Origin of the sequence: Pseudoalteromonas prydzensis, assembly GCF_001661495.1 — a bacterium.
Classification (GTDB): domain Bacteria; phylum Pseudomonadota; class Gammaproteobacteria; order Enterobacterales; family Alteromonadaceae; genus Pseudoalteromonas; species Pseudoalteromonas prydzensis.
Genome location: NZ_BDDT01000001.1, coordinates 733,704 through 759,272 on the forward strand (window position 1 = coordinate 733,704; position 25,569 = coordinate 759,272).

26 protein-coding genes are annotated in these 25,569 nt (G+C 41.0%); 2 read left to right on the plus strand and 24 right to left on the minus strand.

Going from position 1 to position 25,569, the window contains the following annotated elements; genetic code table 11:
- Positions 1 to 38: 38 nt before the first annotated feature.
- From A7968_RS03045 to A7968_RS03065, 5 genes are all read right to left on the minus strand, one after another.
- Positions 39 to 443 (minus strand): NUDIX hydrolase, encoded by a 405-nt coding sequence (locus A7968_RS03045; RefSeq protein ID WP_064665086.1) that lies wholly within the window; start codon positions 441 to 443, stop codon positions 39 to 41.
- A gap of 81 nt (positions 444 to 524) precedes the next feature.
- Positions 525 to 1,550 carry a zinc-binding dehydrogenase gene (locus tag A7968_RS03050; protein ID WP_064665087.1) on the minus strand — a complete coding sequence of 342 codons (1,026 nt, stop codon included), beginning with the start codon at positions 1,548 to 1,550 and terminating at the stop codon, positions 525 to 527.
- A gap of 17 nt (positions 1,551 to 1,567) precedes the next feature.
- Positions 1,568 to 2,944: a TolC family protein gene (locus A7968_RS03055; RefSeq protein ID WP_064665088.1), complete on the minus strand. Its 1,377-nt coding sequence runs from the start codon at positions 2,942 to 2,944 to the stop codon at positions 1,568 to 1,570.
- Positions 2,937 to 6,092 carry an efflux RND transporter permease subunit gene (locus A7968_RS03060; protein ID WP_064665089.1) on the minus strand — a complete coding sequence of 1,052 codons (3,156 nt, stop codon included), beginning with the start codon at positions 6,090 to 6,092 and terminating at the stop codon, positions 2,937 to 2,939. The genes A7968_RS03055 and A7968_RS03060 overlap by 8 nt, the downstream gene beginning before the upstream one ends.
- A gap of 8 nt (positions 6,093 to 6,100) precedes the next feature.
- Entirely contained in the window at positions 6,101 to 7,267 is a 1,167-nt protein-coding gene (locus tag A7968_RS03065) for an efflux RND transporter periplasmic adaptor subunit (protein WP_064665090.1), read from the minus strand.
- Positions 7,268 to 7,385: 118 nt separating this feature from the next.
- Between A7968_RS03065 and A7968_RS03070 the strand changes: the two genes are divergently transcribed.
- Positions 7,386 to 8,333 carry a LysR family transcriptional regulator gene (locus A7968_RS03070; RefSeq protein WP_064665091.1) on the plus strand — a complete coding sequence of 316 codons (948 nt, stop codon included), beginning with the start codon at positions 7,386 to 7,388 and terminating at the stop codon, positions 8,331 to 8,333.
- On the opposite strand, the gene A7968_RS03075 is transcribed toward A7968_RS03070, so the two are convergent.
- Both A7968_RS03075 and A7968_RS03080 read right to left on the minus strand, forming a co-directional pair.
- Positions 8,330 to 9,367: a GGDEF domain-containing protein gene (locus A7968_RS03075; protein ID WP_064665092.1), complete on the minus strand. Its 1,038-nt coding sequence runs from the start codon at positions 9,365 to 9,367 to the stop codon at positions 8,330 to 8,332. The two genes, A7968_RS03070 and A7968_RS03075, sit on opposite strands and share 4 nt — an antisense overlap.
- A 110-nt stretch (positions 9,368 to 9,477) precedes the next feature.
- The gene (locus A7968_RS03080) at positions 9,478 to 10,344 is read right to left on the minus strand and encodes a DUF6279 family lipoprotein (RefSeq protein ID WP_064665093.1); all 867 of its coding nucleotides are present in this window, start codon (positions 10,342 to 10,344) and stop codon (positions 9,478 to 9,480) included.
- Between the two features lie 528 nt (positions 10,345 to 10,872).
- On the opposite strand from A7968_RS03080, the gene A7968_RS03085 reads away from it, so the two are divergent.
- Complete coding sequence (locus A7968_RS03085) at positions 10,873 to 11,598, plus strand: tetratricopeptide repeat protein (RefSeq protein WP_064665094.1); 726 nt, start codon at positions 10,873 to 10,875, stop codon at positions 11,596 to 11,598.
- Between the two features lie 31 nt (positions 11,599 to 11,629).
- Here the strand turns inward: A7968_RS03085 and A7968_RS03090 are convergent, their stop codons facing one another.
- The 17 genes from A7968_RS03090 to A7968_RS03170 form a co-directional block, all read right to left on the minus strand.
- The gene (locus tag A7968_RS03090) at positions 11,630 to 13,060 is read right to left on the minus strand and encodes a coniferyl aldehyde dehydrogenase (RefSeq protein ID WP_064665369.1); all 1,431 of its coding nucleotides are present in this window, start codon (positions 13,058 to 13,060) and stop codon (positions 11,630 to 11,632) included.
- A 142-nt stretch (positions 13,061 to 13,202) separates the two neighbouring features.
- Positions 13,203 to 14,678: an SLC13 family permease gene (locus tag A7968_RS03095; RefSeq protein ID WP_064665095.1), complete on the minus strand. Its 1,476-nt coding sequence runs from the start codon at positions 14,676 to 14,678 to the stop codon at positions 13,203 to 13,205.
- 10 nt (positions 14,679 to 14,688) lie between these two features.
- Positions 14,689 to 15,660, minus strand: a complete 972-nt coding sequence (locus tag A7968_RS03100) for a porin (RefSeq protein ID WP_064665096.1) — start codon at positions 15,658 to 15,660, stop codon at positions 14,689 to 14,691.
- 189 nt (positions 15,661 to 15,849) lie between these two features.
- Complete coding sequence (locus A7968_RS03105; protein ID WP_064665097.1) at positions 15,850 to 17,217, minus strand: sigma-54-dependent transcriptional regulator; 1,368 nt, start codon at positions 17,215 to 17,217, stop codon at positions 15,850 to 15,852.
- A complete protein-coding gene (locus A7968_RS03110) occupies positions 17,214 to 18,950 on the minus strand; it encodes a sensor histidine kinase (RefSeq protein ID WP_064665098.1) in 1,737 nt (578 codons plus the stop codon). Before A7968_RS03110 ends, A7968_RS03105 begins: the two co-directional genes overlap by 4 nt.
- A 36-nt stretch (positions 18,951 to 18,986) precedes the next feature.
- A complete protein-coding gene (locus A7968_RS03115) occupies positions 18,987 to 20,981 on the minus strand; it encodes a TonB-dependent receptor plug domain-containing protein (protein WP_064665099.1) in 1,995 nt (664 codons plus the stop codon).
- Between the two features lie 119 nt (positions 20,982 to 21,100).
- Positions 21,101 to 21,364 (minus strand): CBU_0592 family membrane protein, encoded by a 264-nt coding sequence (locus A7968_RS03120; RefSeq protein ID WP_064665100.1) that lies wholly within the window; start codon positions 21,362 to 21,364, stop codon positions 21,101 to 21,103.
- A 151-nt stretch (positions 21,365 to 21,515) separates the two neighbouring features.
- The gene (locus A7968_RS03125) at positions 21,516 to 21,857 is read right to left on the minus strand and encodes a hypothetical protein (protein ID WP_064665101.1); all 342 of its coding nucleotides are present in this window, start codon (positions 21,855 to 21,857) and stop codon (positions 21,516 to 21,518) included.
- A gap of 10 nt (positions 21,858 to 21,867) precedes the next feature.
- Entirely contained in the window at positions 21,868 to 22,215 is a 348-nt protein-coding gene (locus tag A7968_RS03130; protein WP_227008945.1) for a hypothetical protein, read from the minus strand.
- Between the two features lie 32 nt (positions 22,216 to 22,247).
- The gene (locus A7968_RS03135) at positions 22,248 to 22,580 is read right to left on the minus strand and encodes a hypothetical protein (protein ID WP_157586621.1); all 333 of its coding nucleotides are present in this window, start codon (positions 22,578 to 22,580) and stop codon (positions 22,248 to 22,250) included.
- Positions 22,581 to 22,585: 5 nt separating this feature from the next.
- Entirely contained in the window at positions 22,586 to 22,921 is a 336-nt protein-coding gene (locus A7968_RS03140) for a hypothetical protein (RefSeq protein ID WP_064665103.1), read from the minus strand.
- Positions 22,922 to 22,957: 36 nt separating this feature from the next.
- Positions 22,958 to 23,311 (minus strand): DUF5992 family protein, encoded by a 354-nt coding sequence (locus A7968_RS03145; RefSeq protein WP_064665104.1) that lies wholly within the window; start codon positions 23,309 to 23,311, stop codon positions 22,958 to 22,960.
- Between the two features lie 395 nt (positions 23,312 to 23,706).
- Positions 23,707 to 24,024, minus strand: a complete 318-nt coding sequence (locus tag A7968_RS03150; RefSeq protein WP_208855827.1) for a hypothetical protein — start codon at positions 24,022 to 24,024, stop codon at positions 23,707 to 23,709.
- Between the two features lie 12 nt (positions 24,025 to 24,036).
- Positions 24,037 to 24,420, minus strand: coding sequence for a hypothetical protein (locus A7968_RS03155; protein ID WP_084447988.1), 384 nt, complete (start codon positions 24,418 to 24,420; stop codon positions 24,037 to 24,039).
- 65 nt (positions 24,421 to 24,485) lie between these two features.
- A complete protein-coding gene (locus A7968_RS03160) occupies positions 24,486 to 24,809 on the minus strand; it encodes a hypothetical protein (protein ID WP_064665105.1) in 324 nt (107 codons plus the stop codon).
- 21 nt (positions 24,810 to 24,830) lie between these two features.
- A complete protein-coding gene (locus A7968_RS03165) occupies positions 24,831 to 25,172 on the minus strand; it encodes a hypothetical protein (RefSeq protein WP_064665106.1) in 342 nt (113 codons plus the stop codon).
- 57 nt (positions 25,173 to 25,229) lie between these two features.
- Entirely contained in the window at positions 25,230 to 25,547 is a 318-nt protein-coding gene (locus tag A7968_RS03170) for a hypothetical protein (protein WP_084447989.1), read from the minus strand.
- Positions 25,548 to 25,569 lie beyond the last annotated feature (22 nt).

Genomic DNA, 25,569 nt, shown 5'->3' on the forward strand with positions numbered 1-25,569 from the left:
TCATTTTCCAGTGAATGACAGCGAGTGTTCAGGGCAAATTAAAATGCAGCACTATCAACTGTACCGCTAAAGTTTAAACAAGCAGACACTCTATGTTGTTGAACCTTGGAAAGCTCTGACAATTTAAAATAACCCTGTGCTAAGTGCTCATCACTGAGCCTGATCACAGCATTTTCTAACAAACTGACTCTAAAAATAAATGCATGGGAATTAAACGCCTTGTGGTAATAAATACCCGTTAAGTGTTCAATTTTCACCTCACAACCGAGTTCTTCTTGGCATTCGCGTATAAGTGCTTGGTGTACTGTTTCACCCATATCTAACGCGCCACCAGGTAATCCCCAACTTTGCTCACCATAACTTGCCTTTAACTGCAAAATCTCCCCGCTGGCATTGGTGATCACCGCATGGGCGCTGAGTCGATAAAAGTCTGTAAATGTCATATTTACTCCCAAAGTTGATACCTTAAACAATAACAAAAAGCCCCGCAATTGCGAGGCTTAATATTGTTGGACTATAAATCACTAAATATGGCTAACTTTCACTACCTGCTTACCAGTAAAGCCACCTGCAACTTGCTTATTAAGCGCCTGTGAAATACTGCTGGCGTTAAATTCAACGTCAGTGATCTGCGGGATCTTAATAGTGCCACTGGCTAAATTATCGAGTAACAAATTGCCCATAAAGCTCATTCGTTGCTGGGCGCATAAACTATTGGCAAGCCAAGCTCCACCTAATGACACAATACCTATATTAGGTGCACGTCTAAACATGAGTTCTTGCTCAAACATAGGCAATGGGTTTAAGCAGGCAATACGACCACAAAAACGCATTAATTCAACATTGCGCACCGTGGTTTCCCCGCCAATAGAATCAAGTACGGCATCAAAACCTTGCGGTCCAAGTTCTTTACGGATTTTGTCGCTGAGTTTTTTATCGTTGTAATCAAATACCACGTCAGCGCCCAATTGCTTAACTAGCTTGTGGTTACGTTTACTCGCAGTGGTAAATACTGTCGCGCCGCGTTGTTTTGCAAATTGGATGGCAAATTGGCCTACCGCTCCTGCGCCCGCTTCAATTAAAATCGAGTCGCCTTCGGTTAATTGCAGCTTATCAAGTGCTATTAATGCCGACATACCCGCACAGGGTAAAGTAGCAGCATCCTTTAAGCTCACGTCATCAGGCACCTGTGACACTGCAAAATTAGGCACTTTAGCGTATTGTGATAACACACCTTGTTCCCCAATATTGCCATGCCACATAACCCGCGCACCGACATTTGGAAATACACCTTTGCTTGCTTTTACAACCACACCCACAGCATCAAGGCCGAGTATGTGCGGGTATTGCCATTTACAAAAACCATGCTTTGCAAAACACGCATCAACTGGATTTAATGCAACATACTCAACTTTGATCAGCAGCTCGTTGTCTACGACATCGGGCACCGCAAGTTCAAGCTCAGACAGATGTATCTGTTCATTTGGTTCAAGTAACGCAATCGCACGCATTGTGGCGGGGATTGTTGATAAAAGATCAGTATGTGGCATTAAAAACTCAACTTAGCTTAATTAACTAACGCATAACTCCAACGGCCATTAAATACTTGATAAGTGTTTACTTTAGCAAGTAATGATGAAATCGTTGAGTCAATTGCATTTTCCTGCGCTATTAAAACATCCTGTCGCGCATCTAACAACTCTAAGTAGGGTATTTGCCCTTCTTGATACATTGCCTGCGCTTGTAAAAAGGCATTATTTGCATATTTATAACGCTGTTCGGCATAGCTTTGTTGTTGACTTTGTTTGACTAATAGCTGCAATGAAAGTTCACTTTGTGCCATTGCATTCAACACCACTTGTTGGTACTGGCTATAAGCCGCTTCACTCAAATATTGCTGCGCATCACGTTGTGCCAGTAATGCAGGGTAACTTAACAGTGACCATTCAACGCGTGGCGAAACTTGCCACTGCTGTGCAGTATCAGAGAGTTGATTGTTTCCTAAACTCACCACCCCTGCAAATGCCGATAAACTGATATCAGGTAATAACGCTTTACTTGCAGCGACGCTTAATGAATTCGCTTGGCTAAATTCAAATAATGCTTGGCTAATATCAGGTCGCAAGGCGATCGCATCACTGGGCGTTGCTAAACTCACAGTAAATGCATGCGTAAATAAGCCCTGTTCATCTATCACACTTAAATCACTTGGTAACTGGCCAGTTAATGTTGCCAAGGTTGCTAAATCACGAAACTGAGCGTATTCAATCTCTGGCAATAACGCCTGTTGTTGCTTTAATTGTGCCAAGGTTCTATTTAGGTCAAGTTCATTTGCCACGCCTTCTTCAACCCGAGCTCGAAGCACTGCAATACTTTGCTGTAATGCTTCAATTTGCAATGCAATGATCTGCTGCTTTTGCTTATTACCTTGCAAGCTCACAAAGCCTTTGACCACAGACGCGACCACTTCAATCTGTAAAGCACGTAACTGCTCAGCTTGGCTCATCGCGCCTGCATTCGCAGCATTAACAAGCGCAGTGATCTTGCCAAACAAATCCAGTTGCCAATCAAGGTTTACATTGGCTGCCGATTGACGTGTATTTGCATCACCAATACTTGTACGAGTGGCGTCAACGGCCACTCCCCCTTGCGGTAAATACTGAGCTTTTTGGCCACCTAAACGGGCAAGGGCACTTTTCAGCTGTAACTGACTGGTGCGTAAATCATGATTATTAGTACGAGCACTCTTTACTAAATCATTGAGTTGGCTCGAGTTTAATTGCTGCCACCAGTTAAGTTCATCTTGACCTTGTAACTGCTCAGCTATTTGCGTTTTCGTAACAAATTCTTGCAGCTGACTTTGGTACTGCTGCTCATCGATTTTGCTTGCACAGCCAGTTAAAAGACTCGCAACCACAAGAGCGGTTAATTTATACTTACTCATTAATTTGCTCCTGCGTAGTCACTTTACGCGTTTTAGTTACCAAAATATAAAAGACCGGTGTAAATAATAAGCCAAATACCGTGACCCCAATCATCCCCGAAAACACTGCATTGCCCATTGCATGGCGCATTTCAGCCCCAGCACCGGTTGCTAATACCAGTGGTATAACGCCCGCCGTAAACGCAATTGAAGTCATCAGGATAGGACGTAAACGCATCCGACATGCCTCTAAAATGGCATCAAAATGGCTCAGCCCATGGTTATTTTTATCCCGTGCAAATTCCACCATCAATATGGCATTTTTAGATGCCAGCGCCACTAAGACAATTAAGGCGATTTGGGTAAAAATGTTATTATCTGAACCCACCAACCACACGCCCATTAAGGCAGAGAATATAGTCATTGGTACGATTAAAATAATTGCCAGTGGTAAGCGTAAGCTTTCATATTGCGCAGCCAGCACCATAAACACCAATAACACCACTAGTGGGAAAACATACACCATAGTATTACCGGCAAGGATTTGCTGGAAAGTCACTTCTGTCCATTCATATTCAATACCACTTGGTAAGTTATCAGCCAAAATCAGTTCAATTGCTTGTTGCGCTTGATCTGAACTGTAGCCTGGCGCTGGACTGCCATTGAGCTCGGCACTTGGATAGCCATTGTAATGCATCACTCTATCAGGGCCGGTACTTGCTGTAGCGGTTAACACTGATCCCAATGGCACCATATTACCGCGATTGTTACGCACTTTTAGATTCAAAATTTGCTCAGGATCAAGGCGGTAATCCGCATCAGCTTGGGCATTTACCTGGTAAGTACGGCCAAATAAATTAAAATCATTCACGTACATAGAACCAAGATATACTTGCAAGGCATTGAATACTTCATCCAGAGGAATGCCTTGGATCAGCGCTTGTTCACGGTCAATATCAATATCCATTTGTGGCACTTGAATTCTAAAGCTTGAATAAAGTCCCATTAACGCGGGATCTTGTTGCGCTTTAGTTATCACCGTTTGCAAGCTGTTAAAGAGCGTTTCAAAGCCTTTATTACCACGGTCTTCTAATTGCAATTTAAAGCCACCTGTAGTGCCTAAACCTTGAATTGGTGGAGGTGGGAATACCGCAACGAATGCTTCATCAATCGCACTAAAACGTTGGTTTAATTGTGCAGCAATGGCCATTGCTGACATACTTGGATCACTACGTTCACTAAATGCTTCCAGCGGTGTAAACACGATGCCGCTATTAGGACTATTAGTAAAACCATTTACCGATAAGCCAGGAAAAGCAACGGTATTAGCAACACCAGGCACTTGCAATGCAATTTCTTGCATTTGTTTAACCACATCTTGGGTGCGCTCTAAACTCGCAGCATCTGGTAACTGGGCAATAGCAACTAGGTACTGTTTATCTTGCGCCGGAATAAAGCCACCAGGGACCGCATCAAATAATTTAATTGTGCCGCCAAGTAATACCACATAAGCCACCATCACTATGGCAGTCATGCGCATTAATTTTTGCACCAACTTTTGATAGCCTTTTGCACCACGGTCAAATACACGGTTAAAAGGCGCAAATAACCAACGACCAAATAAACGATTTAGTAAACGTGTCAACGCATCCGGTTTAGCATCATGACTTCTTAATAACAGTGCCGATAACGCTGGTGACAAGGTTAATGAGTTAAAGGCTGAAATAACCGTTGAAATAGTAATCGTTAATGCAAACTGCTTATAAAATTGCCCCGAAAGACCGGTGATAAATGCTGTAGGGATAAACACCGCGCAAAGCACTAACGCAATGGCAATGATTGGGCCTGTCACCTCTGTCATCGCAACACGGGTCGCTTCTAGTGGTGATAAACCTTGTTCAATATTTCGCTCAACGTTTTCGACCACCACGATGGCGTCATCAACTACAATACCAATAGCCAGTACTAAACCAAATAACGACAGTGTATTAATCGATACACCTAACCATTGCATCACCGCAAAAGTACCAATGAGTGATACTGGCACTGCAATTAATGGAATAATCGATGCTCGCCATGTTTGTAAAAATAGCACCACCACGATAACAACCAAAACAATCGCTTCGAGTAAAGTAGTAATTACCGCATCAATTGAGCCACGCACAAACACAGTGGGATCATAGACGATGTCGTACTCAACGCCACTTGGAAAATCTTTCGATAAACGCGCCATGGTCTCGCGTACTTGGTCTGAAAGCTCAATCGCATTAGAGCCAGGACGTTGGAATATCGGCATCGCAAGTGCTGGTTGATTATCAAGCTCAGCCCTTAGTGAGTAAGTATTTTGGCCAAGTTCAACGCGCGCAACATCATTTAAACGCGTTAACTGACCTTGTTCACCGACTTTAATAATGACTTGTTGAAACTCTTCAACGCTATTTAAACGCCCTTTTACATTCAGCAATACTTGAAACTGGCTCTCAGTTGCTGCTGGCTGTGCACCTAAACTACCTGCCGCGACTTGCTGATTTTGTGCGCGTAGCGCAGTGACAACATCCATAGCCGTTAACTCTCGCGCCGCTAATGCATCAGGATTAAGCCACACCCGCATTGAATATTGACCACCGCCAAATAACTGCACATCACCCACACCACTCAAGCGCGCAATTTGGTCTTTAATATACAGATCAGCGTAGTTTGATAAGTACGCGGTATCATGGGTTTTTTCAGGTGAAAATAAATGCACAACCATGGTTAAATCGGGTGATGACTTTTCAGCAACTACACCTAAACGCTGTACTTCTTGTGGTAAACGCGGCAGTGCACTATTTACACGATTTTGCACTTGTACTTGGGCACGGTCTAAATCGGTTCCCAGTGCGAATGTTACTGTCAGTGTCATACGTCCATCACTAGTCGCTTGCGAAAACATATACAACATGTTCTCTGCCCCATTGATCTCTTGCTCTAATGGCGTTGCCACTGTTTGCGCGATCACAGTCGGGTTGGCGCCTGGGTAATTTGCCGTTACCACAACGGTCGGTGGTACAACTTCAGGGTACTCACTAACTGGCAATTGGAACAACGAAATAGCACCAGCAATTAAAATCACCAATGACAGCATGGCTGCAAATATCGGTCGTTGAATAAAAAAGTGTGAAAATTTCATTATTCGTCCTACTTCTTAGCCATTAGCGTGTGCTGCGCTGTTGATGATAATGTAAAAGCAACACCTTTGGTGTCTAAAGTCACGGTATTCGGCGCAATTGGCATTCCCGGGCCTACGCGTGCTGGACCATTCACGGCAATCACATCACCCGCTTTTAAACCAGATGTAATAGCGCGAAAACTGCCATATCGCTCGCCAGTTGTCACAAGCTTATATTCAAGTACATTGCCTTCACCGACTGTCAGTACAAAACGATTTTTCAGATCAGTACCAATGGCTTTATCAGGCACAATAACTTGCTCTGTTATATCATTTGCCGCTAACTTGATCCGCGCAAACGAGCCTGCACGTAATCCGCTGTTTTCATCAAATCGTGCACGAACACGTAGCGTGCCGGTTGCAGCATTAATTTGGTTATCAATAAAATCAATATAACCTGTGTGCGCGAATGCACGCTGGCCGACTTTCTGCATTACTACTTGTTGGTGATCCGCCACAGTTACTTCATCAAATGAACTATTCCAAGTACGTTCATCAACATCAAAATAAGCATACATAGTTTGATTTGAAACAATTGAGGTCAACACACTTTGCCCAGCCAACACGTTATTGCCTTTCGTTATATTGGCACGCGAGATCACGCCATCAATCGGTGAGCGGATATCAGTAAATTCTAAATCTAAATTGGCTGCGTTCAGCTGCGCTTTTAAAGCGGCAAGTTGTGCTTCACGTTGGTGTAACATTGAAGTACGCGATTCAGCCTGCTCTGTTGAAATTGCTTTACGCTCAGTTAATCGCACTGCTCTTTTGGCTTCACTTTGCGCTTGTGATAATGCAGCCTCTGCGCTGACAACTTGCGCTTCTAAACTAGCAACCACCGCCGCATAAGGACGGGCATCGAGTTTAAACAGTAAATCGCCTTGCTTTACTATATCGCCTTCATTAAAAGCGATATGTTCAATAACCCCAGCCACACGTGGCATAAGTGAAACTTCTTCTGGCGCTTCTAAACGCGTGGTGTATGTGTGCCAGTTCTGTACAGGCTTGATGATCACTGAAGCAACATCAATTGGTTGAAGATGTTGTTGGTTACTTTGTTGGGCTGGCTCTTCAGCACAACCGGCAAGGGTAAGTGATGCCCCTAAAACTGCAATGGCTATTAAGTGTTTGTTCATGACGACGCTCCTGTTGGTGTATTTTTTCATAGTACGGAACAAACATGCGGACAAAAACCATAGATTTTTAAATTCATTAATGCCAATATGGCATCAATTAAATTTTGGTGAGTAATCAATGGATACCACAAGTCGTTTATTAATGTTGTTAGAAGTGGTTGAGCGAGGCTCATTTGCCAAAGCCGCAGAAACCCGCAATATTGACCGTTCGGTGATCTCAAAACAAATCAGCCGTCTAGAGGATGATTTAGGGGTACGTTTACTTAACCGCACCACCCGATCATTTTCACTGACCGCGGCAGGTGCCGAAATGGTAAAAAAGGCCAGTGAATTACGCCAATTGCTCGGCGAAACAGTTCGTTTAGCAGAGAACTACCACCAAGAGCCGCGAGGGGTATTAAAAATAACCTCATCAACAATCATCGGCAGACGTTACTTGCAGCCCGTTATTAACGATTTTCAAAAACGTTTCCCACAAGTTGAAGTCGAGTTAAGGCTGGATGATAAGTTAGTTGATTTGGTATCTGAAGGATTTGATTTAGCTTTTCGCGTTGGTGAACCCAAAGATTCATCGCTGATCGCCCGCAAAATTGCCCGTAATAGACTGTTGATTTTGGCTGCACCTGAGTTCATTCAAACCTATGGATTGCCAACTAAAATAGAAGATTTAATTGATTTACCTGCGGCCAGTTACTCAAGCACCTCGTTACGCGTTGAGGGAATTCGTTATGTGGATCAATACGGCTTACCGCAAGAGCAAAAAATCAAAAGTGTGTTCAGAGCCAATGATGCAGAAGTGTTGCTAGATAAAACCCTCTCCGGTACCACTTACGTACTCGCGCCAGCATTTATTATTGGCGATGAAATCAAGCAAGGTCGCTTAGTGCCGTTGTTAACCGACATTAAACTACAAGAATACAGCGCCATGTACGCCGTATATCCGCATCGTGATTTACCGGTAAGAACGCGGTTATTCTTTGATGCTATTCGTGAGCACCTAGGTAAAGATACGCCACTTTGGGAAAGTAATATCCCTGCATTTGAACAAATGTATCAAGGCGGTTAAGAAACCTGCTCTAAATTTATTGGGCTATGCATCTGCTCAGTCGAGACGTAATTTCGGCCCGCTTTTTTAGCTTGATAAAGTTGTTTATCTATCGTTTTAAGTGTTTGCTTTAAAGTATTATCATGCTGATAAGACGCTAAGCCAATACTGGCCGTTAAACTAACCTGCCGATCGCCGACATTAATCTTTGTGTCTTGCAAGGTCATTCTTATATCTTCAGCGATTTGATAACTCTGTTGTTGATTGGAGTCAGGAATAAACAACGCAAACTCTTCTCCTCCTATTCGAAACACACGCCCTTTGTTAATTTTTTTCTTGAGTATATTGGCCACTGCTATCAAAACTTGATCACCTACATCATGACCAAACTGATCATTTACTTTTTTAAAGTAATCAAGATCAAGCAGCATAGTAAATAAGTTAGTTTTATCTACCAATTCAACTTCAAAGTAATGATTCATTGCAAGACGATTACCGGTTTTCGTCAACGGATCAAACAGTGCTAAGTTCTCTAATCGCTGGGCAAATTGCGCTCTACTGGCTTCAAAAATATGCGCAATAACCCAAATCCCCACATAATTAAAGCTCATATTTAAGCTCAAGTTAAGAGCTGCAAATGGCGCAAGAGAAGGTTTACTAATAAATATGCACGTTTGCAAACATGCTAATAACAGCGATAAATAAAACCCTCGCTTACACCCTAATAATAGATAATAAAGTACTGGTAGCGAAAAGGTCCATACGAACAAACCGCTATTCATTGCGGCTAAATAAGTACCAAGTGTGATCAATAAGGTAATGCACAAACATAATACTAACGGTTGCCAAGACTGGATTTTGCGCTTACGTGCGTAGTGAAAAGTATAAAAACAATAAGCAGCAAAAACCCCTTCTAAAATACCTAATTGATAGAAGTCATTAATAAAAAGGTTAAAATAGGTGAAAATACTCGCTAAAACTCCAAAACAAAAACAAATCCATTTCAGTAGGTTTTCACGTAGTACTTTAACGCTATCAATCGCTGCGATATCCATCCGAGAAGCTTAAATCCAGATAAAAAATTTAGTCTAACGATTAATTTACACAGTACAAGCGCTATTTATTAAAAAGCGTTTAAAGTGCGTAATATTAGTAATTCATAGCTCTAATCATTTGCAATTAATTGCTCGATATCTTTTAGCATATCAGCAAATTCAGCATTGGCATGCTTAAGCTGTTTGGCTGTTATAGTCGCTCTTAAATTAATCAATAACTGAACATAGTGTTTTGCATTGTTTGCATCTAAACGGATCAGCTCGTCACTCATAAACGCTTCACGTTCAGTGATCACCATTGATAATTGGCTAATGAACTGCTCACGGCTCAGTTGTGGATCAAAAAACACCTGCTTAAGTTTATCGAGCCTCGCTTGCTTATACGCTTGCCATAACAAAAAGGTACTCTGGAATTCACTATTTGCTTGGCTTATCAAAGCGATTTGCTGATCATCAAGTGGACCAAGCCAGTCTTTATAGGTATCTAATTGCCGCTCAAGACGTTCCTGTTTACGCTCTAACTCAGTTTGTTCATTAAACTGTTCAACATCGTCCGCCATATCTTTTGCTATCGCGTCAACAAACTCTTGTCGCTGTTGTGCTGATAAGCTCATAGCCAATGCTACCAGGTCATCTTTAACATACAACACTAACGACTGCCAATGCACTTTAGCACCTTGAAAATGCGAAAGTAAGGCCTGCTCTGAGGGGTTATTGATCAGTAGTTTTTGTAATGATAATAAATCCTGACGATACAATGGCAACTGAGTTTTGCGGTGCCAGTCTCGGCTTTGCTTAATTAATGCTTTAGCTTGCTTACTTTGTTGTTTAGTTAAATCGACATAATCATCAATCCAAAATGCTGATAGCCACCCTATATTATTGTAAGTAAACGAAGCAGAGCAACCTGATAACGCTATTAACAGCGCCCCAATCACCGCGATCCTGCATTTCAAAATCATATTTATTCTAGGCATTTTTATTTTTCTTAAGCAGTTAATAGCTCTACGTTAATCAACTTACTCACCGCTGTAAATGAAGTAATAAAAATAAAACCAAACAAATAAAAATAATTATCATTTAAATATTGACATTAAATTAAATCAAAGTAATAATCGTTCGCATCAACACAGAATAACCCAACTCATTAAGCCTTCGCTTATGATAAAGAATGGGAACGTACCGACCTCAGTGCCCTAGGGAAGATCACCAGTAAGGAAGCTGGACCTTATATTAACGTGTTGATGAAGAGAGTGACGCTTCGGTATTTTTACTTACTCGACCCAAGTAATAAAACTTTAAGATCACATTTACTTGCTACATTGCTCATATCGGTGACGGTTGATATGAATCCAAAAAGCCCCGCTGGGGCTTTTTTTATTTCTTTAAATTTTCTGTAAAATCTGTATCTTGTGTGGATTCTTTGTCATTTATAGTGTGAAGCTGGGCAATTGCGGTTGTAGGAACTAAGATTAAACAGTAACAAACTGATTGGAGGTATTGTCATGTGGCAGCCTAAGTTAAATGTATTGTTGATGGTCGGTGCACTTAGCATCAGTGGTATTGCGCATGCGGGGCTCGAAGAAGGTATCCTCGCTGCTAACGAAGGACAATTTGAAGAGGCACTCAAGGAGTTTCGTTATCTTGCAGATAAGGGCTATGCACCTGGTATGTATGAACTTGGCCAGCTCTATGAAGGAGGCCATGGCGTAACCCGTGACTACCACAAAGCAGCTGAACTGTACCAACAAGGCGTTAAGCAACAACATGTTGACTCAATGTTTGCATTAGCAGTGCTTTATCAAGAAGGCAAAGGTGTAAAGCTTGATAAACAAATGTCAGTCACCCTATTTAAACAAGCAGCTGAGAAAAACATGCCTGCGGCACAGTTTAACTTAGGCGTTATGTATGCCAATGGTGATGGCGTTGCGCAAGATTACAAAGAGGCGATGCGCTGGTATGAAAAAGCCGCTGGCAATAACTATACACTGGCCCAGTTTAATATGGCGCTCATGTATTTTGAAGGCCATGGAGTCGAAAAAAATATCGAAAAGTCATATATATGGAACACCGTGGCGGAATACAATGGCAATTTAGATGCAAGCCACAGTCGCAAGTTAGACGAGCGCAAACTGATGCCTGCGCAAATCACTGAAGCAAAAGAAAAAGCAGATGCCTTATATGAGAAAATTCTAGCTGGTCTTTATGCTGGCGAAGGCAGAATGTTTTAATCGTCAGCTTTACAGCCTGTACTTGGCGCCCTTATGGGCGTAAGTACAGCCATTTTAATATTTTCATTAACAGTGTGTTCTGCGCCAATAGCATGCCAAGTTTAGGATTAAAATTACCTGTTCTTAAGGTGTTACGGGCATGGCTAAAAGTTAAAAACCCTTCTTTACCATGATAATGCCCCATCCCAGATGGACCTATACCACCAAATGGCGCGTCATCGGCTGTAACTTGCATTAAAGTATCATTAATAGCAAATGTACCACTTTGTGTGTGGTATTGAATATACGCATTGGTTTGTTTATTTTGCCCCATAATATACAAAGCAAGTGGCTGAGGCCGCTGATTTATATAATCAATCGCGTCACTGAGTTGCTGGTAAGGAACTATGGCGAGGATTGGCCCAAACAACTCCTCTTGCATCAACTTCATCGTGTCGTTTACGTCTGTGACAATATGTAAGCCTAAGCGATGTTTTGCCGCATCACTTTGATTCTCTTCCAGTGGTTTGATTATTTGCGCGCCGTGCTGCTGCGCATCGGTTAATAGTGTAGTTAAGCGTGCAAAATGATGATCATTGATAACTGACGTTAAGTTTTTACCCTCCACGCCTAATTTATAATGCTTTTTATATAAACCACATAGGCTTTTCACAAATTGATGCTGTAACTTGTCAGGCACTAAAACATAATCAGGCGCGACACAAATTTGCCCCGCGTTAGTCATCTTGCCAAATAAAATTGCTTTTGCAGCCTTTTCTATGTCTACTTGCTCAGTAATAATAACAGGGGATTTTCCACCTAATTCAAGTGTTACCGGTGTGAGGTTTTTACTCGCAGCAGCCATAATATGGCGCCCTACCACTGTCGAGCCCGTAAAAAGCAGATGCGCAAAGGGCAGATTGCTAAACTGCTGGCTCAATAGTGTTTCACCTTCGATCACTGCGCAATGCTCGCTGAGCTCGCCGCTAAATAGTTTTTTAATAACTTGATTAGTATGCGGAGTAAATTCACTAACTTTCAGTAATACTCGATTTCCTGCGGCAATCGCGGTGATCACTGGCACAACCGCTAGCTGAATCGGATAATTCCATGGCGAAATGACCCCTACCACACCTTTAGGCTGATAACTCACAGCGACTTTAGAAGGAGCTAAACTCACTCCCGCTTTACGAGGCGACTCTTTGCTCCACTTAGGTAAGTGTGCAATTGTGTGACTGATCGTTCTGGTTGTAGGCAAAATGTCGCCCAACACGGTATCAAACGAGGTGCGAAAGCCAAAGTCTTTTGAACTTGCAGCAACAAATTCAGCTTCTAAAGCTAAGAGCTCACGTTTTATGGATTTTAATAGCTGGATCCGTTTTGATACTGCTAAATATGGCTGTTGATTAAAATGCTGTAGCATTTCATCAAATTGCGTTTGTAACTGCATGTTGGCGGCTGTAACAGGGTCTGACAAAAGCATACTCATAAACAAAGTAAAGATTTAGTCACTATAACTGTGTTTCTTAAAAGGGGCAATATCCCTAAGCATTAGCTAACTTGGTCATAAAGAGCGCTATTTACAGGCTAATAGCGCTCCGGTTGGGTAATTTATAGCAATTTAATTAAAAACCAAATACTGAGGCAGCCAAGGTCATTGTCACTAAGGTGATTAACACAATGGCTATTAAGTTCAGTACAAAGCCTGCTTTGATCATATCGCGGATTTGTATTTGCCCAGAGCCAAATACAATCGCATTGGGCGGCGTTGCAACAGGCATCATAAATGCACAGCTACACGCAATCGCTGCAGGAATAACCCAGACTAACGGCGTACCCGTAACAGACTCAGCAACGGGACCAAGCAAAGGTAAAAACCCAGCTGCGGTTGCCGTGTTACTGGTGATCTCAGTTAAAAAAGTAATTAATGTGGCAATCGCAAGTACACTCAGTACCAATGGAATAGCGCTGGCGCCTTCAATCATGTGTGCAATGTACTCAGCCAAGCCCGATGACTTAATTTGTGCAGCAAGGGTTAAACCACCACCGAACAGTAACAACACGCCCCACGGCACACCTGCGGCGCTTTGCCAATCCAAAATACGCTCGTCACTGCCTTTATTGGCAGGCAGAACAAATAATAATAAAGCAGCAGCGATGGCAATACCGGTATCTGATATTTTCAGTCCCGTAAGATCAGCAAGCAATGGTCTGAAGATCCAACAAATTGCGGCGAATAAAAACACCCACAGCACGCCTTTTTCTGCGCGCTGCATCATACCTAACTCTTTTAGCTGCGAGCCAAAAAGAGATTTGGTATCCACTTTTGCAGCACTTTTCGCTTGCTTATCTACTTTATAAGCAAACTTAGTTAGCCATACCCAACAGATGATCAACATAGCCAGTGATAATGGCACACCCACCATCATCCATTGTGCAAAGCCAATTTCGATTTGATAACTGTCAGACAAATAAGCAGCCATTAACGCATTAGGAGGTGTACCTATTAAAGTAGCAATACCACCAATGCTGGCACCATAAGCAATAGACAGCAACAATGCTTTACCATAGCCGTTGTTCTCAGGGTTCGATTTTTGTACTAAATGCGTGATAGACATCGCAATCGGCAGCATCATGACTGCCGTGGCAGTGTTTGACATCCACATCGATAAAAATGCAGTAACTAACATCATCGCCAAAATTTGCAAACTGGGTTTAGAGCCTGCATAGAGCATAGTGCGCAGTGCAATACGTTTATGCAATCCCCAACGCTCCATTGCGATGGAAATTAAAAAGCCACCTAAAAACAAAAATATCAGCGGATGAGCATAAGGCGCGGCGACACTTTTTATCGCCGCAATATCAGCCAAGGGCGAAAACACTAAAGGCAATAATGCGGTGGCAGGAATTGGCACAACTTCACTAACCCACCACGATGCCATCCAAAACGCCAGGCCAGCAGTGCGCATTGCAGCAACACTCATACCAGCAGGTGGATCAATTAAGCAAGTTAGCAACATGACAGCGGGGCCCAACAGCAGCATAACAGCTTGTAGCAAAGGGTTTTTGGTGGGGTTGTTATCGGTTATTGAATTACTCATGCATCACCTCTTAAAACTTATACTTTAAGCCAAGCGCAAGGCTGCTATCGGATTTCGTTTCTAAATCAAGATCGGTATAAAATAAATAGGCCGTAGTTTGCTTATCAAAAAGATAATCTACCCCTGTAGTCCATTGCTGGCCTGTCTTAGTGCCTATATGATGAATGCCCGACTCATCTCTTACAAACTGCACTTTTGGCAGCCATTTATCTAGTTTATAGCTGGCACTCAGTACATAGCCATTTCCCGACTTATCACCTAGTTCGGCGGTTTCGCTGCGCTGAATGATGGCACCCAATTGTAAATTATCGAGCAACCATGCTGCGGCGATACGAGTGGCAGTGATATTATTTAATGAATCAACATGGCTTAGTGCAAGGTAATAATTTTCATTTTTTAAATTACGATCCCCGTACATAACTGTGGCAGCAAAGCCATCCTTGCCACTAATGCGGTCATCTTTGGGCGCATAAGTTAATGATAATTGCGCGCCAGCAAAAGATTTTGAAGTATAAGTAATGGTATCGCCAATTCGAGCTTGGCCTGGCAGTAACTGCGCAATATCGGCTTGGGTTTCATTAAAATTATCAATTTTACCTTCCGAGTACTTAAAGCGCGTATCGTTACGGCCAACCACCACTTCACCAAAGCTACCTGATAACCCTAAGTAGGTGTTTCGTGCGCGAAAAGGGTCTCCTAAATCATCGTTTTCAAAGCCTTTAACTTGCACTTCATATTTGAAAACGACGTTAAGCGAATCACTAAGGCCGTGCTTTCCTGTAATGCCGATACGTGAAAAAGGCGCATCGATTTGCGTGCCTTCTTTTGCAAAGCGCATAGTGCCATTATCCGTTTTAGCTATTTGCACTTCAGCTTTGCCATAAATATCGTATTCAACGGCGTGCGCCGTTTGTGTAAAGCCTGTAACACCCAAGGCGCATGCAACAGATGCAGAGATGAGTTTTTTATCTATTCTTATCATTGTGTGTGCTCTTATTATTAGGATTGTTTGTTGTTCCTAACAATAAAGGCAAGTTTACTGCCAACTCATCAATTTAAATATAAACCTAAAAAATTCATGATGTTAAACTAAAACTATATTTTAAATTCAATTGATGTGTGCGGAAATCCACACACTTAAAAACCAGCTTTGTCACTCATTCCACCCATACTAATCAGTAAACATATCGCGGTTTAGGGCATACTTACTCATTTTGTCATACAGGGTTTTACGCGCTATCTGCAAGGTATTCATGGTATCTTTAATACTGCCTTGATGGCGTTCAAGCGCTTCTTCTATTAAAGATTGCTCATAAAAGCTTACTTTTTCCGCCAAGCTCAAATCCTGTGATAAATCATTTCCATTACTTAAACTGGTATTAGGAAACGCTAATTCAACACCGAGTAACACAGCGCGTTCTGCTTGGTTTCTTAACTCTCGAACATTACCTGGCCACTGATAACTTAATAGCCGCTGTAATATTTCACTGCTTAATGGCGCCGGGGGTTTATGAAATCGCGTTGCCGCAATGGAGCTAAAGTGCTTGAATAATAATGGAATATCAGCTTTTCTATCGCGCAGTGCAGGAATACTCACTTTGACCAAATTGAGTCGATAATATAAATCAGCACGAAAATCGCCTTTTTCAACCAACGCCAATAAATCAACTTTCGTTGCTGCAACAATCCGAATATCTAAATCAATGGCGATATTCGCCCCCACAGGCGTGACTTTGCGCTCTTCTAACACCCGCAGTAATTTAACTTGTAATGAGGCTGGCGTACTTTCTATTTCATCTAAAAAAACCGTGCCCCCTTGGGCAAACTCAAACTTGCCTTGACGACTTTGTGTAGCCCCCGTGTACGCCCCACTTGCGGCGCCAAATAGTTCGCTTTCAATCAGTTGCTCTGGCACCGCGCCGCAGTTAATTGCCACAAAATTACTACTTGAACGGTTGCTCTGATCATGTAAATAACGTGCCACTAGCTCTTTACCAGTGCCGGTTTCGCCTTCAATCATCACATCGGCGGGCGTATCGATCACTGCATTAAGCAAGTGCATCATTTGCTGCATTTGCACTGTTTCACCAAGAATACGCACACCCGGTGCCGAGGTTTTCTCAACTGCAAGTTTTAATGCGCGGTTCTCCATGACTAAAGCGCGCTTCTCACATGCCCTTGCGATGCAATCAAGCAACTGCTCATTAAGCGGCTTTTCAAATAAATCGTAAGCGCCTAACTGCATCGCTTTAACAGCAACGGTGACATCAGCAAAGCCGGTTAAAAAAATCACCGGCAGCTCACTATCAAAGGCTTTGACTTGCTCTAGAAAAACCAAACCGTCCATTTTTGGCATATTAATATCACTGAGTACCACGCCATTAAAACGACGATTAATTTTCGACAGCGCGCTAACAGGCTCGTTAAAGCACTGTACTTGATACCCCTCTAAACTCAGCAATTGGTTAAGTGAATCGCGGATCATCGCTTCATCGTCAATGACAATGACCTGTTTACAGTCAACTGCTAAGGTATTCATAATGCCCCTTTGGTATTTGCTAAGGTGATAATAAATTGCGCGCCACCATCAGGGCGATTATGCGCAGTTAAACAGCCATTAAACGAGTTAATAATTTGCTTTGAAATTGATAACCCTAAACCAAGGCCATTGGTTGATTTTGTACTATAAAATGGCTCAAAAATTGTGCCTAGCGCGTGCTGCTCGATGCCTGGACCGGTATCTAAAATTGATAGTTTTACACGTCCATCGAATTGCTCTATTTCAAAGCTTAACTCACGTTTAGAGCTTTGCGCCATGGCATGGCTAGCATTGGTGATCACGTTCACCAATACTTGCTCAAACTTAACACCATCCACCCAGACTTTTATTGTGTCAGCAATCTCTGCATATTTAACTGTTACATCGTCACGCTTGAGTTGGGGTGAGGCGATCACCATGGCGTTTTTTAATAACTGTGCGAGGCTTTGCTCTCTAAGTTGAGTTTGCGCGGGCTTACTAAAGTGTTTTAATTGGCCTACAATTTTATGGACTCGTTCAATGAGAGATTGCACTATTACTATATTTTCAGCCGCTTGTGTTACTTCGCCTTTGATAATTAAGCGTTTTGCACTGACTAAATAGGTGCTCATGGCACTCAATGGTTGATTTATTTCATGATTAATACCGGCGCTCAACTGACCTATGGTTGCCAATTTTGCAGATTGAACTAACGCCGTTTGCGCTTTTTCAAGTGCATGAGTGCGCTCTATCACTTCTTGTTCCAGACTATGGCGCGAATAGAGCAGCTTTTTGTAACCGGCGAAACGCGCCATTAAACTATAAAAAATCAGTAATGCGCCAGCATAAATAACCGCTATCCATACAAGCCGTGGGAGTTGTACAATATTCACTGACGACATATCCACCAGCACCGTCATGTGTGCTTTTAAAAGGTTGATCGCAGCGGTTGCCGGCACATATTTACTTCGTTTATTGTCCTCATTTACATACAGAATCGGAACACCCTGACTGCTCTGTTGCTGCGCATCGATCACCTTCGGCATGTAATCTAAATAACGGCGGCTGTTAGTAAAGTACTGCTGCTTAGCATCATCTATTGGCTGCATTGTATTTAGCCGCCATGATTGAATGTCTGACATTGCAATAACATTATCGGCCAAGCTTAAATAAAAATGGCTTGCCTGTGAGGTATTTAGTAATTGTCGATCGCTCTCAAACTTCGACACATTTACTTTTAACACCACCACACCAATTACCTTATTGCCATGATGAATGGGCTCTGAAAAATAAATCCCGCGCTCGTTTGAGCGCAGCCCCAAAGCAAAATACGCAACTTTTTCACCCGCCAAGGCTTGATAAAAATACGGCCGAAATGCAAAATTATTGCCGATATAAGTGTAATCCAACTGCCAGTTGCTTGAGGCTACAACATCCCCTTTACTATTGAGTACATAAACATCTGACGCGCCGCTGGCTTGCTGTATATCGGCTAGGTAATTATTTATTGGTTGCACAGCTTGATTATTATCACTTACGAACGCGGTGAGTGATTGATTATCAGTCACTAAATGCGGGATCGCAGCAAAGCGAGCGAGTTCTGTATCAAGGTAATGAGTCAACTGATTAACTTGGCGCTGTGCTTGCAGCTTAGCTTGTGTTAAATCATAGTGTCGGCCAAATAAAAAGCTAAGCAATAGCAACACAATTAAAATAGCAACAGCCAATAATATTTTTCGGGGAAAACGCAGCATGTTCAACCAAAAGGCGCATTGCTACGCCTCAATAATTTAAAATTTGATTTGGTAGTGTACCGAGTATTCACTGCCGACACCAGCGACAGCACCGTCAGCCATTCTGGGATCAAACACATCATATTGTTTATCCAAAATGTTATGTGCTTTGAAGCTAAGTTGGCTACGCGCTGAAAATTGCCAGCTGACTACCGTACCAAGTAAAAAATACCCTGGTTGTGTAAAGCTAATAGTACTGCTTTGCACATTTACCTCGTCACGCCATACACCATTAATGCTCAACAACCATTGTTCATATTCATAGTTGGCTATAATGCTGGCAAAGCGCTTAAAAGTGGGCTGCATGGGGGTATCAAAATACTGGGTATAGGTCGCTTCCACTGAAAAATCGTTATCTAGGCGTAACATACTATCGAACTCAAGCCCTCGGTTGGTGTCATCTAGCTGATTTGCAAAAGTAAATTGAGTATTGTCTGCAGACAAGGGCACGATATTGATAAAGTCGTGTAATTGGTTATAAAAAAATACCGAATTAACATGCCAATCTTGCCGTTCATAACGCCACACCAGCTCCGTGGTTTTAACGTATTCCGATTTTAAGTTGGGGTTACCTATTGTCACATCATCATTTGAATACAGTTCATTTGTTACCGGGGTGCGAAATGACTCACCATATTGTAATTTTAACGTATGCGCTTCAGCAGGTCGGTAGATAGCAGCTATACGAGGTGACAAGTTGCTATCTAAGTCTTTAACGTCATCATAACGTGCTCCTAAAAATAGCGTAAATTGCTCGGAGTAAGGCACTTTGATTTGCCCATAAATACTGCGGGTTTCAAAGGTCGCTTGCAAACTCTGAAATGGCGCATAATTACTGATTGTAACAATACCACCTTGATAGAACTGATCTGCTTCGATTCTTGCACCGCTGTTTGCATCAAAATAATTAGTGCGCAGATCTGCTTTTTGTTGCTCTGCATGGCTATATTCCAGCCCAGAATTAAATAACCAACCATTATCAAACTCATGACTGGCATCGAGATTAATCGTCAAGTCACTGGTACGCCACGCAGGACCAATAAAAGAGTCATAATTTGCCAGCGGCAGACTATCCGCGATAGCAATTAACCCCGCACTTTGTATCTGATGCTGGGAGTAGGCAACTTTACTCGAAAATGTACTTGTATCAGTATCAAGCCAATCATAACTTAAGGAGATAAACACATTTTCACTTTGGTGTTGGTTATCCTCAGAGTAACCGCCCAGGTTCAAAAAATCATTCAACTCAACTTGATTGTAGCGTCCTCTCACAGCAAGCTTGTCAATATCAAGCCCGGCTTCTAGGTAAATGGATTGCAAAGGATCTTTCACCCCTTGCGGGTAGCGCTCCCCGCTTTTGCGGTTGTAAGCACCATTAGCAAAAAGATGTGTTTGCTCATTAATTTGCTGACTAAGCGAAAATGCAGCGCTTACTTGACCAACATTGCCCACTGCCAACGAGATTTCATTAGCATGGCTTTTAGTTACAATGTTCATCACCCCTAAAAAGGCATTACTGCCATAAAGCGCAGAGCCCGGGCCACGAATAAATTCAACTTTATCGATAATCTCAACCGGTATAAAAGGCATATAAACGGATGCTTTGCCAAATGAAGATTCATTCAAACGTTCACCATTGATCATCACTAAGATATTGCCGCTATCAAGGTACACACCACGGGCATGATCTTTTGGCACCGCGCCAACCCAATCACCACGAGTAGATTGCATGCCAGGGACAAAATTCATCAGTTCAAAGGCATTATTAACGCCAAGTAGCGCTATTTTTTTACCATTAAATACAGTAATTGTTGAAGGAGCTGAGGCGAGTGTTTCAGAGGTTTTTGAGGCGATATCAACGTGTACTTCGAGTAAATCTTCAACGCTCAGGGCAAATAAATCATCTGCTTGGGTTGCCGCTGCCGCTTCCGTTGCCAATAAAGGGATTGTGTAAATACACAAAAAAAGACACGCAGTTTGCTTTAAAGTCATTACGCCGTTTTACACCTATATTTCTTATTAGAATAGCTACATTTAAAATAACGTAGTATTTACAATATAAATACAAATGTGACACGGCGCGAGCGTTTTTCTCTATTAATTTAATAAATTTAAGCTGTTGCAGTCGTTTGCTTCGCTTTTAAATATTTATATAAGCCAATTAACGAGGCTGCGATCCAAAATATTTCAATCACAAAACTTGCTAAATTAAAGTTATAACAAAGACTTATAAGTAATAAAATAGCACCTGACAAATTCATCATGTTATATAAAAGCCCTGTTGGTGTGGCCTTACCCAGTTGCAGCATAAAAAACGCACCAACCACTAAAAACGTACCAGTCATACCAACAATATCAAATAAAAGTGCAATCACGGGTGTCCCCTATCCTTTTTAATCATACCCAAAACACTGGCCCATTCCATGGGGAGGGTTGTTTTCAATCATTGAAACAGCAAACCGAGTAAGTTTAGCAGGGTAGGAAAATTGCCACAGGATAAATGTCCGCTATTAAAATGAACTGTATCTAAATGGAAGTTAAAATTTGATGAATAAATCGATTAATGTCGCAAGTGGTACTTTCGTTATCAAAACTGATTGTCAGCTCTTTATCTGATGAGCCAGCAACAAGTGCAACCGACAAAAAGTTAGCAATTGCATGCTGAGTAACGCCATTTTTACCTTCCGATACATAATAATATTTTGGGTTACTATTACTTTTACAGGTTGCGTTATCAGCCTTAAAGGTCAAGACAAAACCACCATTAGCCAGAGGGTAAACTCTATCCACTTTTGCTGTATGCCAAGTGGGTGCTGCGGATAGATTATAGGAAAACAAAATGAAACAGCTTAGTAGTAATTTTTTCATCGCAACTTCCTTACTTTGGCTCTAAAACAACCAGTTTTAATTTACAGTTTTTAGAACTCAAACCACTCCAATCTTGGTTTTCATCGGCATAGATTCTTACCTTAGTATTACTGTGATAGGCAGACAAAACAGTACTGTAAACGGTAGCATTTTTGTCATTTTCACCATCAAGCCAAAAACCACCTGCACATAAATCCACAGTAGATTGCCGAGGGTTTTTTAATAACACTAAAAATGTCCCTTCGGTATAGTCACTCCAAGTATAAACTTGGCTAATTTGATAGTAATTACCCGTATTCATTGCCTGCAAAGAACAAGATACAAAAATAAAAAATAAACCCAAAATAAACTTACCCAATTTAAAAATTCCTTTAACTATTTTATTAATCTTTAAAAATCGACTTCAATCAATCTAATTTTTTGATACCCACCTAAGCAATCATCTGCATCAGTAGATAACCATACTTTAATTTGTTTTCCAGAATCTGCTGCTGAATAGAGCAAATGAAATAAATCATAATTATTACTCAGTGCTAATAAATCTGCTTTTTCACATGTCGAATTTAACTTACTAATCGGTGCTGTGGGCTTTATATATACATACCCTGTATTGTCACTAATACGAATTTTGTCTATTGAAAAATAAGGTGTTGGGGAAACCCCTGCAGCTGCTAGGTTAGAAATAAAAACAAATAAAATTATGACTATTTTAATAAAACGCATAATAATCACCCAACCCTATACACACGAATATAACCATTGGCGCAATTACCTTGTGAATCATAACCAATATTTACTTGCTCTTTGGAAGCCAGTGCCAGCATTAATCGAGACAATAACTGATCCCTGCGTTCTTGTGGCACAGAGCCACTAATAACAAAATAAGTTGCTTTACAGCTCAGGTGGGAAGTCGGTTGGTTTTTAAAGCGAAAGTAGATAGCATCATGCTCAGTGTATACATACACACCTTCTAGTGTTCCTCTAATGTTACTGTCATAGCCAGCAAACACTTTTGAACAAAAACAAATTGCCACTAAACACATTGCAAAAATTCTAATTTTCATAATATTACCCCCTTTAAATTAAAGCTTTCTAGTTTTTTACTTTAAAATATTAATCGCGCCAGCCGATGTAAGTGTATTAAAGGTGGTTTCTTTTACTGCATACCAAGTAACCGGTTTACAACTATGAATATAAATTCTTAATTTTTTATTACTAGCAAACGCAGCTAATACCATAGCGTAAACTTTGTCGTATTGCGGATGAGATTTTTCAATAAACACTTTATTGCTGGTACTACATTCTCCAGCGTTACCAAAAGCACCATAAATCATTACGCCATTACCACGCTCAATATCTATACGTGTGGGCTCTGCCGTTTGACTCCAATTACCAGCCTTCACAGAGCTTGTAAAAAAAATCAAAAATAAAAGTAAAACCACTTGGCTTTTCATACGTTACATCCCTATCTAAATTTACATAAACCAAATTATCTTATTATCTATCAACTTCTCTTAAGCCACTAATTACGCATGTAGTGTGCTCGCTATCTACCACATATTTTAGTTTTTTGTCTTTTGCTTTCGCGGATAGCGCATAAGCATATTGTGCTTTATTAAACTCTGTACCATCCATATTAATTTGCCCACGAGAATATGAGCAATGCTCCGCAAACTGAGGGGAAGAAATATAAGCAACGCCATTGTTTAAGTACAAATTCCAATTAATTAATTCACTAGGCCAATAGCGTTTAGCGCTTAGCGCTTAGTGATGGGCTTATAAAAACCAGTAAAATTAATAACAAGCAGGTTTTCATTCATATTCCTTTATTTATGCGGTTAAGATCTAATTATGATATAGCGGGACTTAACATAACTGGGTAAAGTTTTGCATCATTATTGTTATTGATATACACATCCACCGATTTATTCGCAGCCAACGCGGCCAGCACAATAGCATTGCCTTTGTCTGATGCTGGGCATATCCACTTACCATTGGAACCGCTAGTTATGAACGCATAACCTCCATCACATTGTGATGGGTAATCCATCACCGCAGTAACGGTGCCTTTACAGTTGATATCTTTCGCATGTGAGAAAAACGATAGCCCTGTTAAAAATGCTAACGACGTTAATTTCATCGCTGTTATTCTCATAAGTGTCTGCATAATAATGACTCATTAATAAGTGAAATAACGAACATTTGCCCGTTTCCAACTCCCCCAAGAACTACAATCCGTTGGCACATCGTCACCATCAAACCACACTTTACCCATATCAGCTTGGGTTGATTTAGCGTGCATCAACATTGAAAACATCATCTTGCACGTCTCTGCGCTGGTGGTATAACTAGTACCTGCTACAGTCCATTTATATTCAGGACTACAAATAAAAACAGGTTTATTCATTGAACTGAGTTTGAGCATTAGTTTATCAGAGGCATGCAAACCCACTTTTTCAACTGTACCTGTGCAAGTTTTTGTGCCTGCAAAACTAGCGCTAGAGAACACACTAGCGACCATTAATGGCAACAACTGTGTGAAAACCACTTTTCCTTTTATCACGCATTTATCCTTATTATATAGACATTATTTTTATTAAAATTTAATCTGTTATTTTAGTTATGGTTTTAATCAGCAACTAAAAAACGATTTACTACTGCTGCACAACTTTTAGGTTGTTCTAGATCGTAACGGATTAAAATCTTCTTTTTTGCCATAAAAGCGGCTAATAAAGCACTTGCTTTAACTTCGTAATTTTTATCCGTTAACGGAAGGTAAAAACGTTTACCACCATCACATAAAGCTACATTGTCATCTTTATAGGAAGTGTAAAAAGCAAGCCCATCATCAAATGGATATAATTTATTTACTTCAACATAAGGAGAGTCTTTCCAACTCGCAGACTCTAAATAAAAAGAGGAAAGCAAACATAATAAAAGTAAAAATTTCACGTTATTTCCTTATTAAACAAGCTAAAAAACATCTTCTTGCAAGGCAACAAAATCGATTTCACATGAATCAGTCTCACTATGAAGGCGAATTTTTTTATTAGTAACATACGCTGTAGTAATTAAGCTTAACATTCTGTCAATTACTTTTGAGTCGTGTTGATTCGGTGTTATAACGCCATACACCCGCTGTTTTTCAATACAATTCTCATTAATTAAAGTAGCATCAGAATATAAAAACACTTTTATATTTTTAGCGTTACTAAAATCATAATTTTTAATACCAGCAACCTTGCCAAAACCGATACTTTCAGCATAACTAACAGATGAAAATAACAACGATAACGTAATAATAATTTTATTCACTGTAACCAACCTGTACTTTTTTATTAACGTAACAACTCTTTAAATTTAAACAGCAATTCACGATTCATGAGGATCAACTTGAATAACCTTACAATAACCACTGCTATCTGCCGAAGTATAAACCGTCACACCGCGTTTTAATGTCCAAGCGGTCAGTGTTAACGAGGTCATCGCTGTATTTTCTTGCTTGATTAGCATCCAAACTCGGCCGCTAGTGCAGTGCTTCGGCACTTCATTTGCGTTAATACGCACAAGTAACCCTGAACTAATACTGGTAATATTTGTGATCTTCCCGCTAACATGGCCTTTGCCAACAGCTGCAATTGCATTAACAGAAAATAAAACATTAATAAATATAAACACTCTTAAAAACATTTTATTTAAAATCCTTATTAAA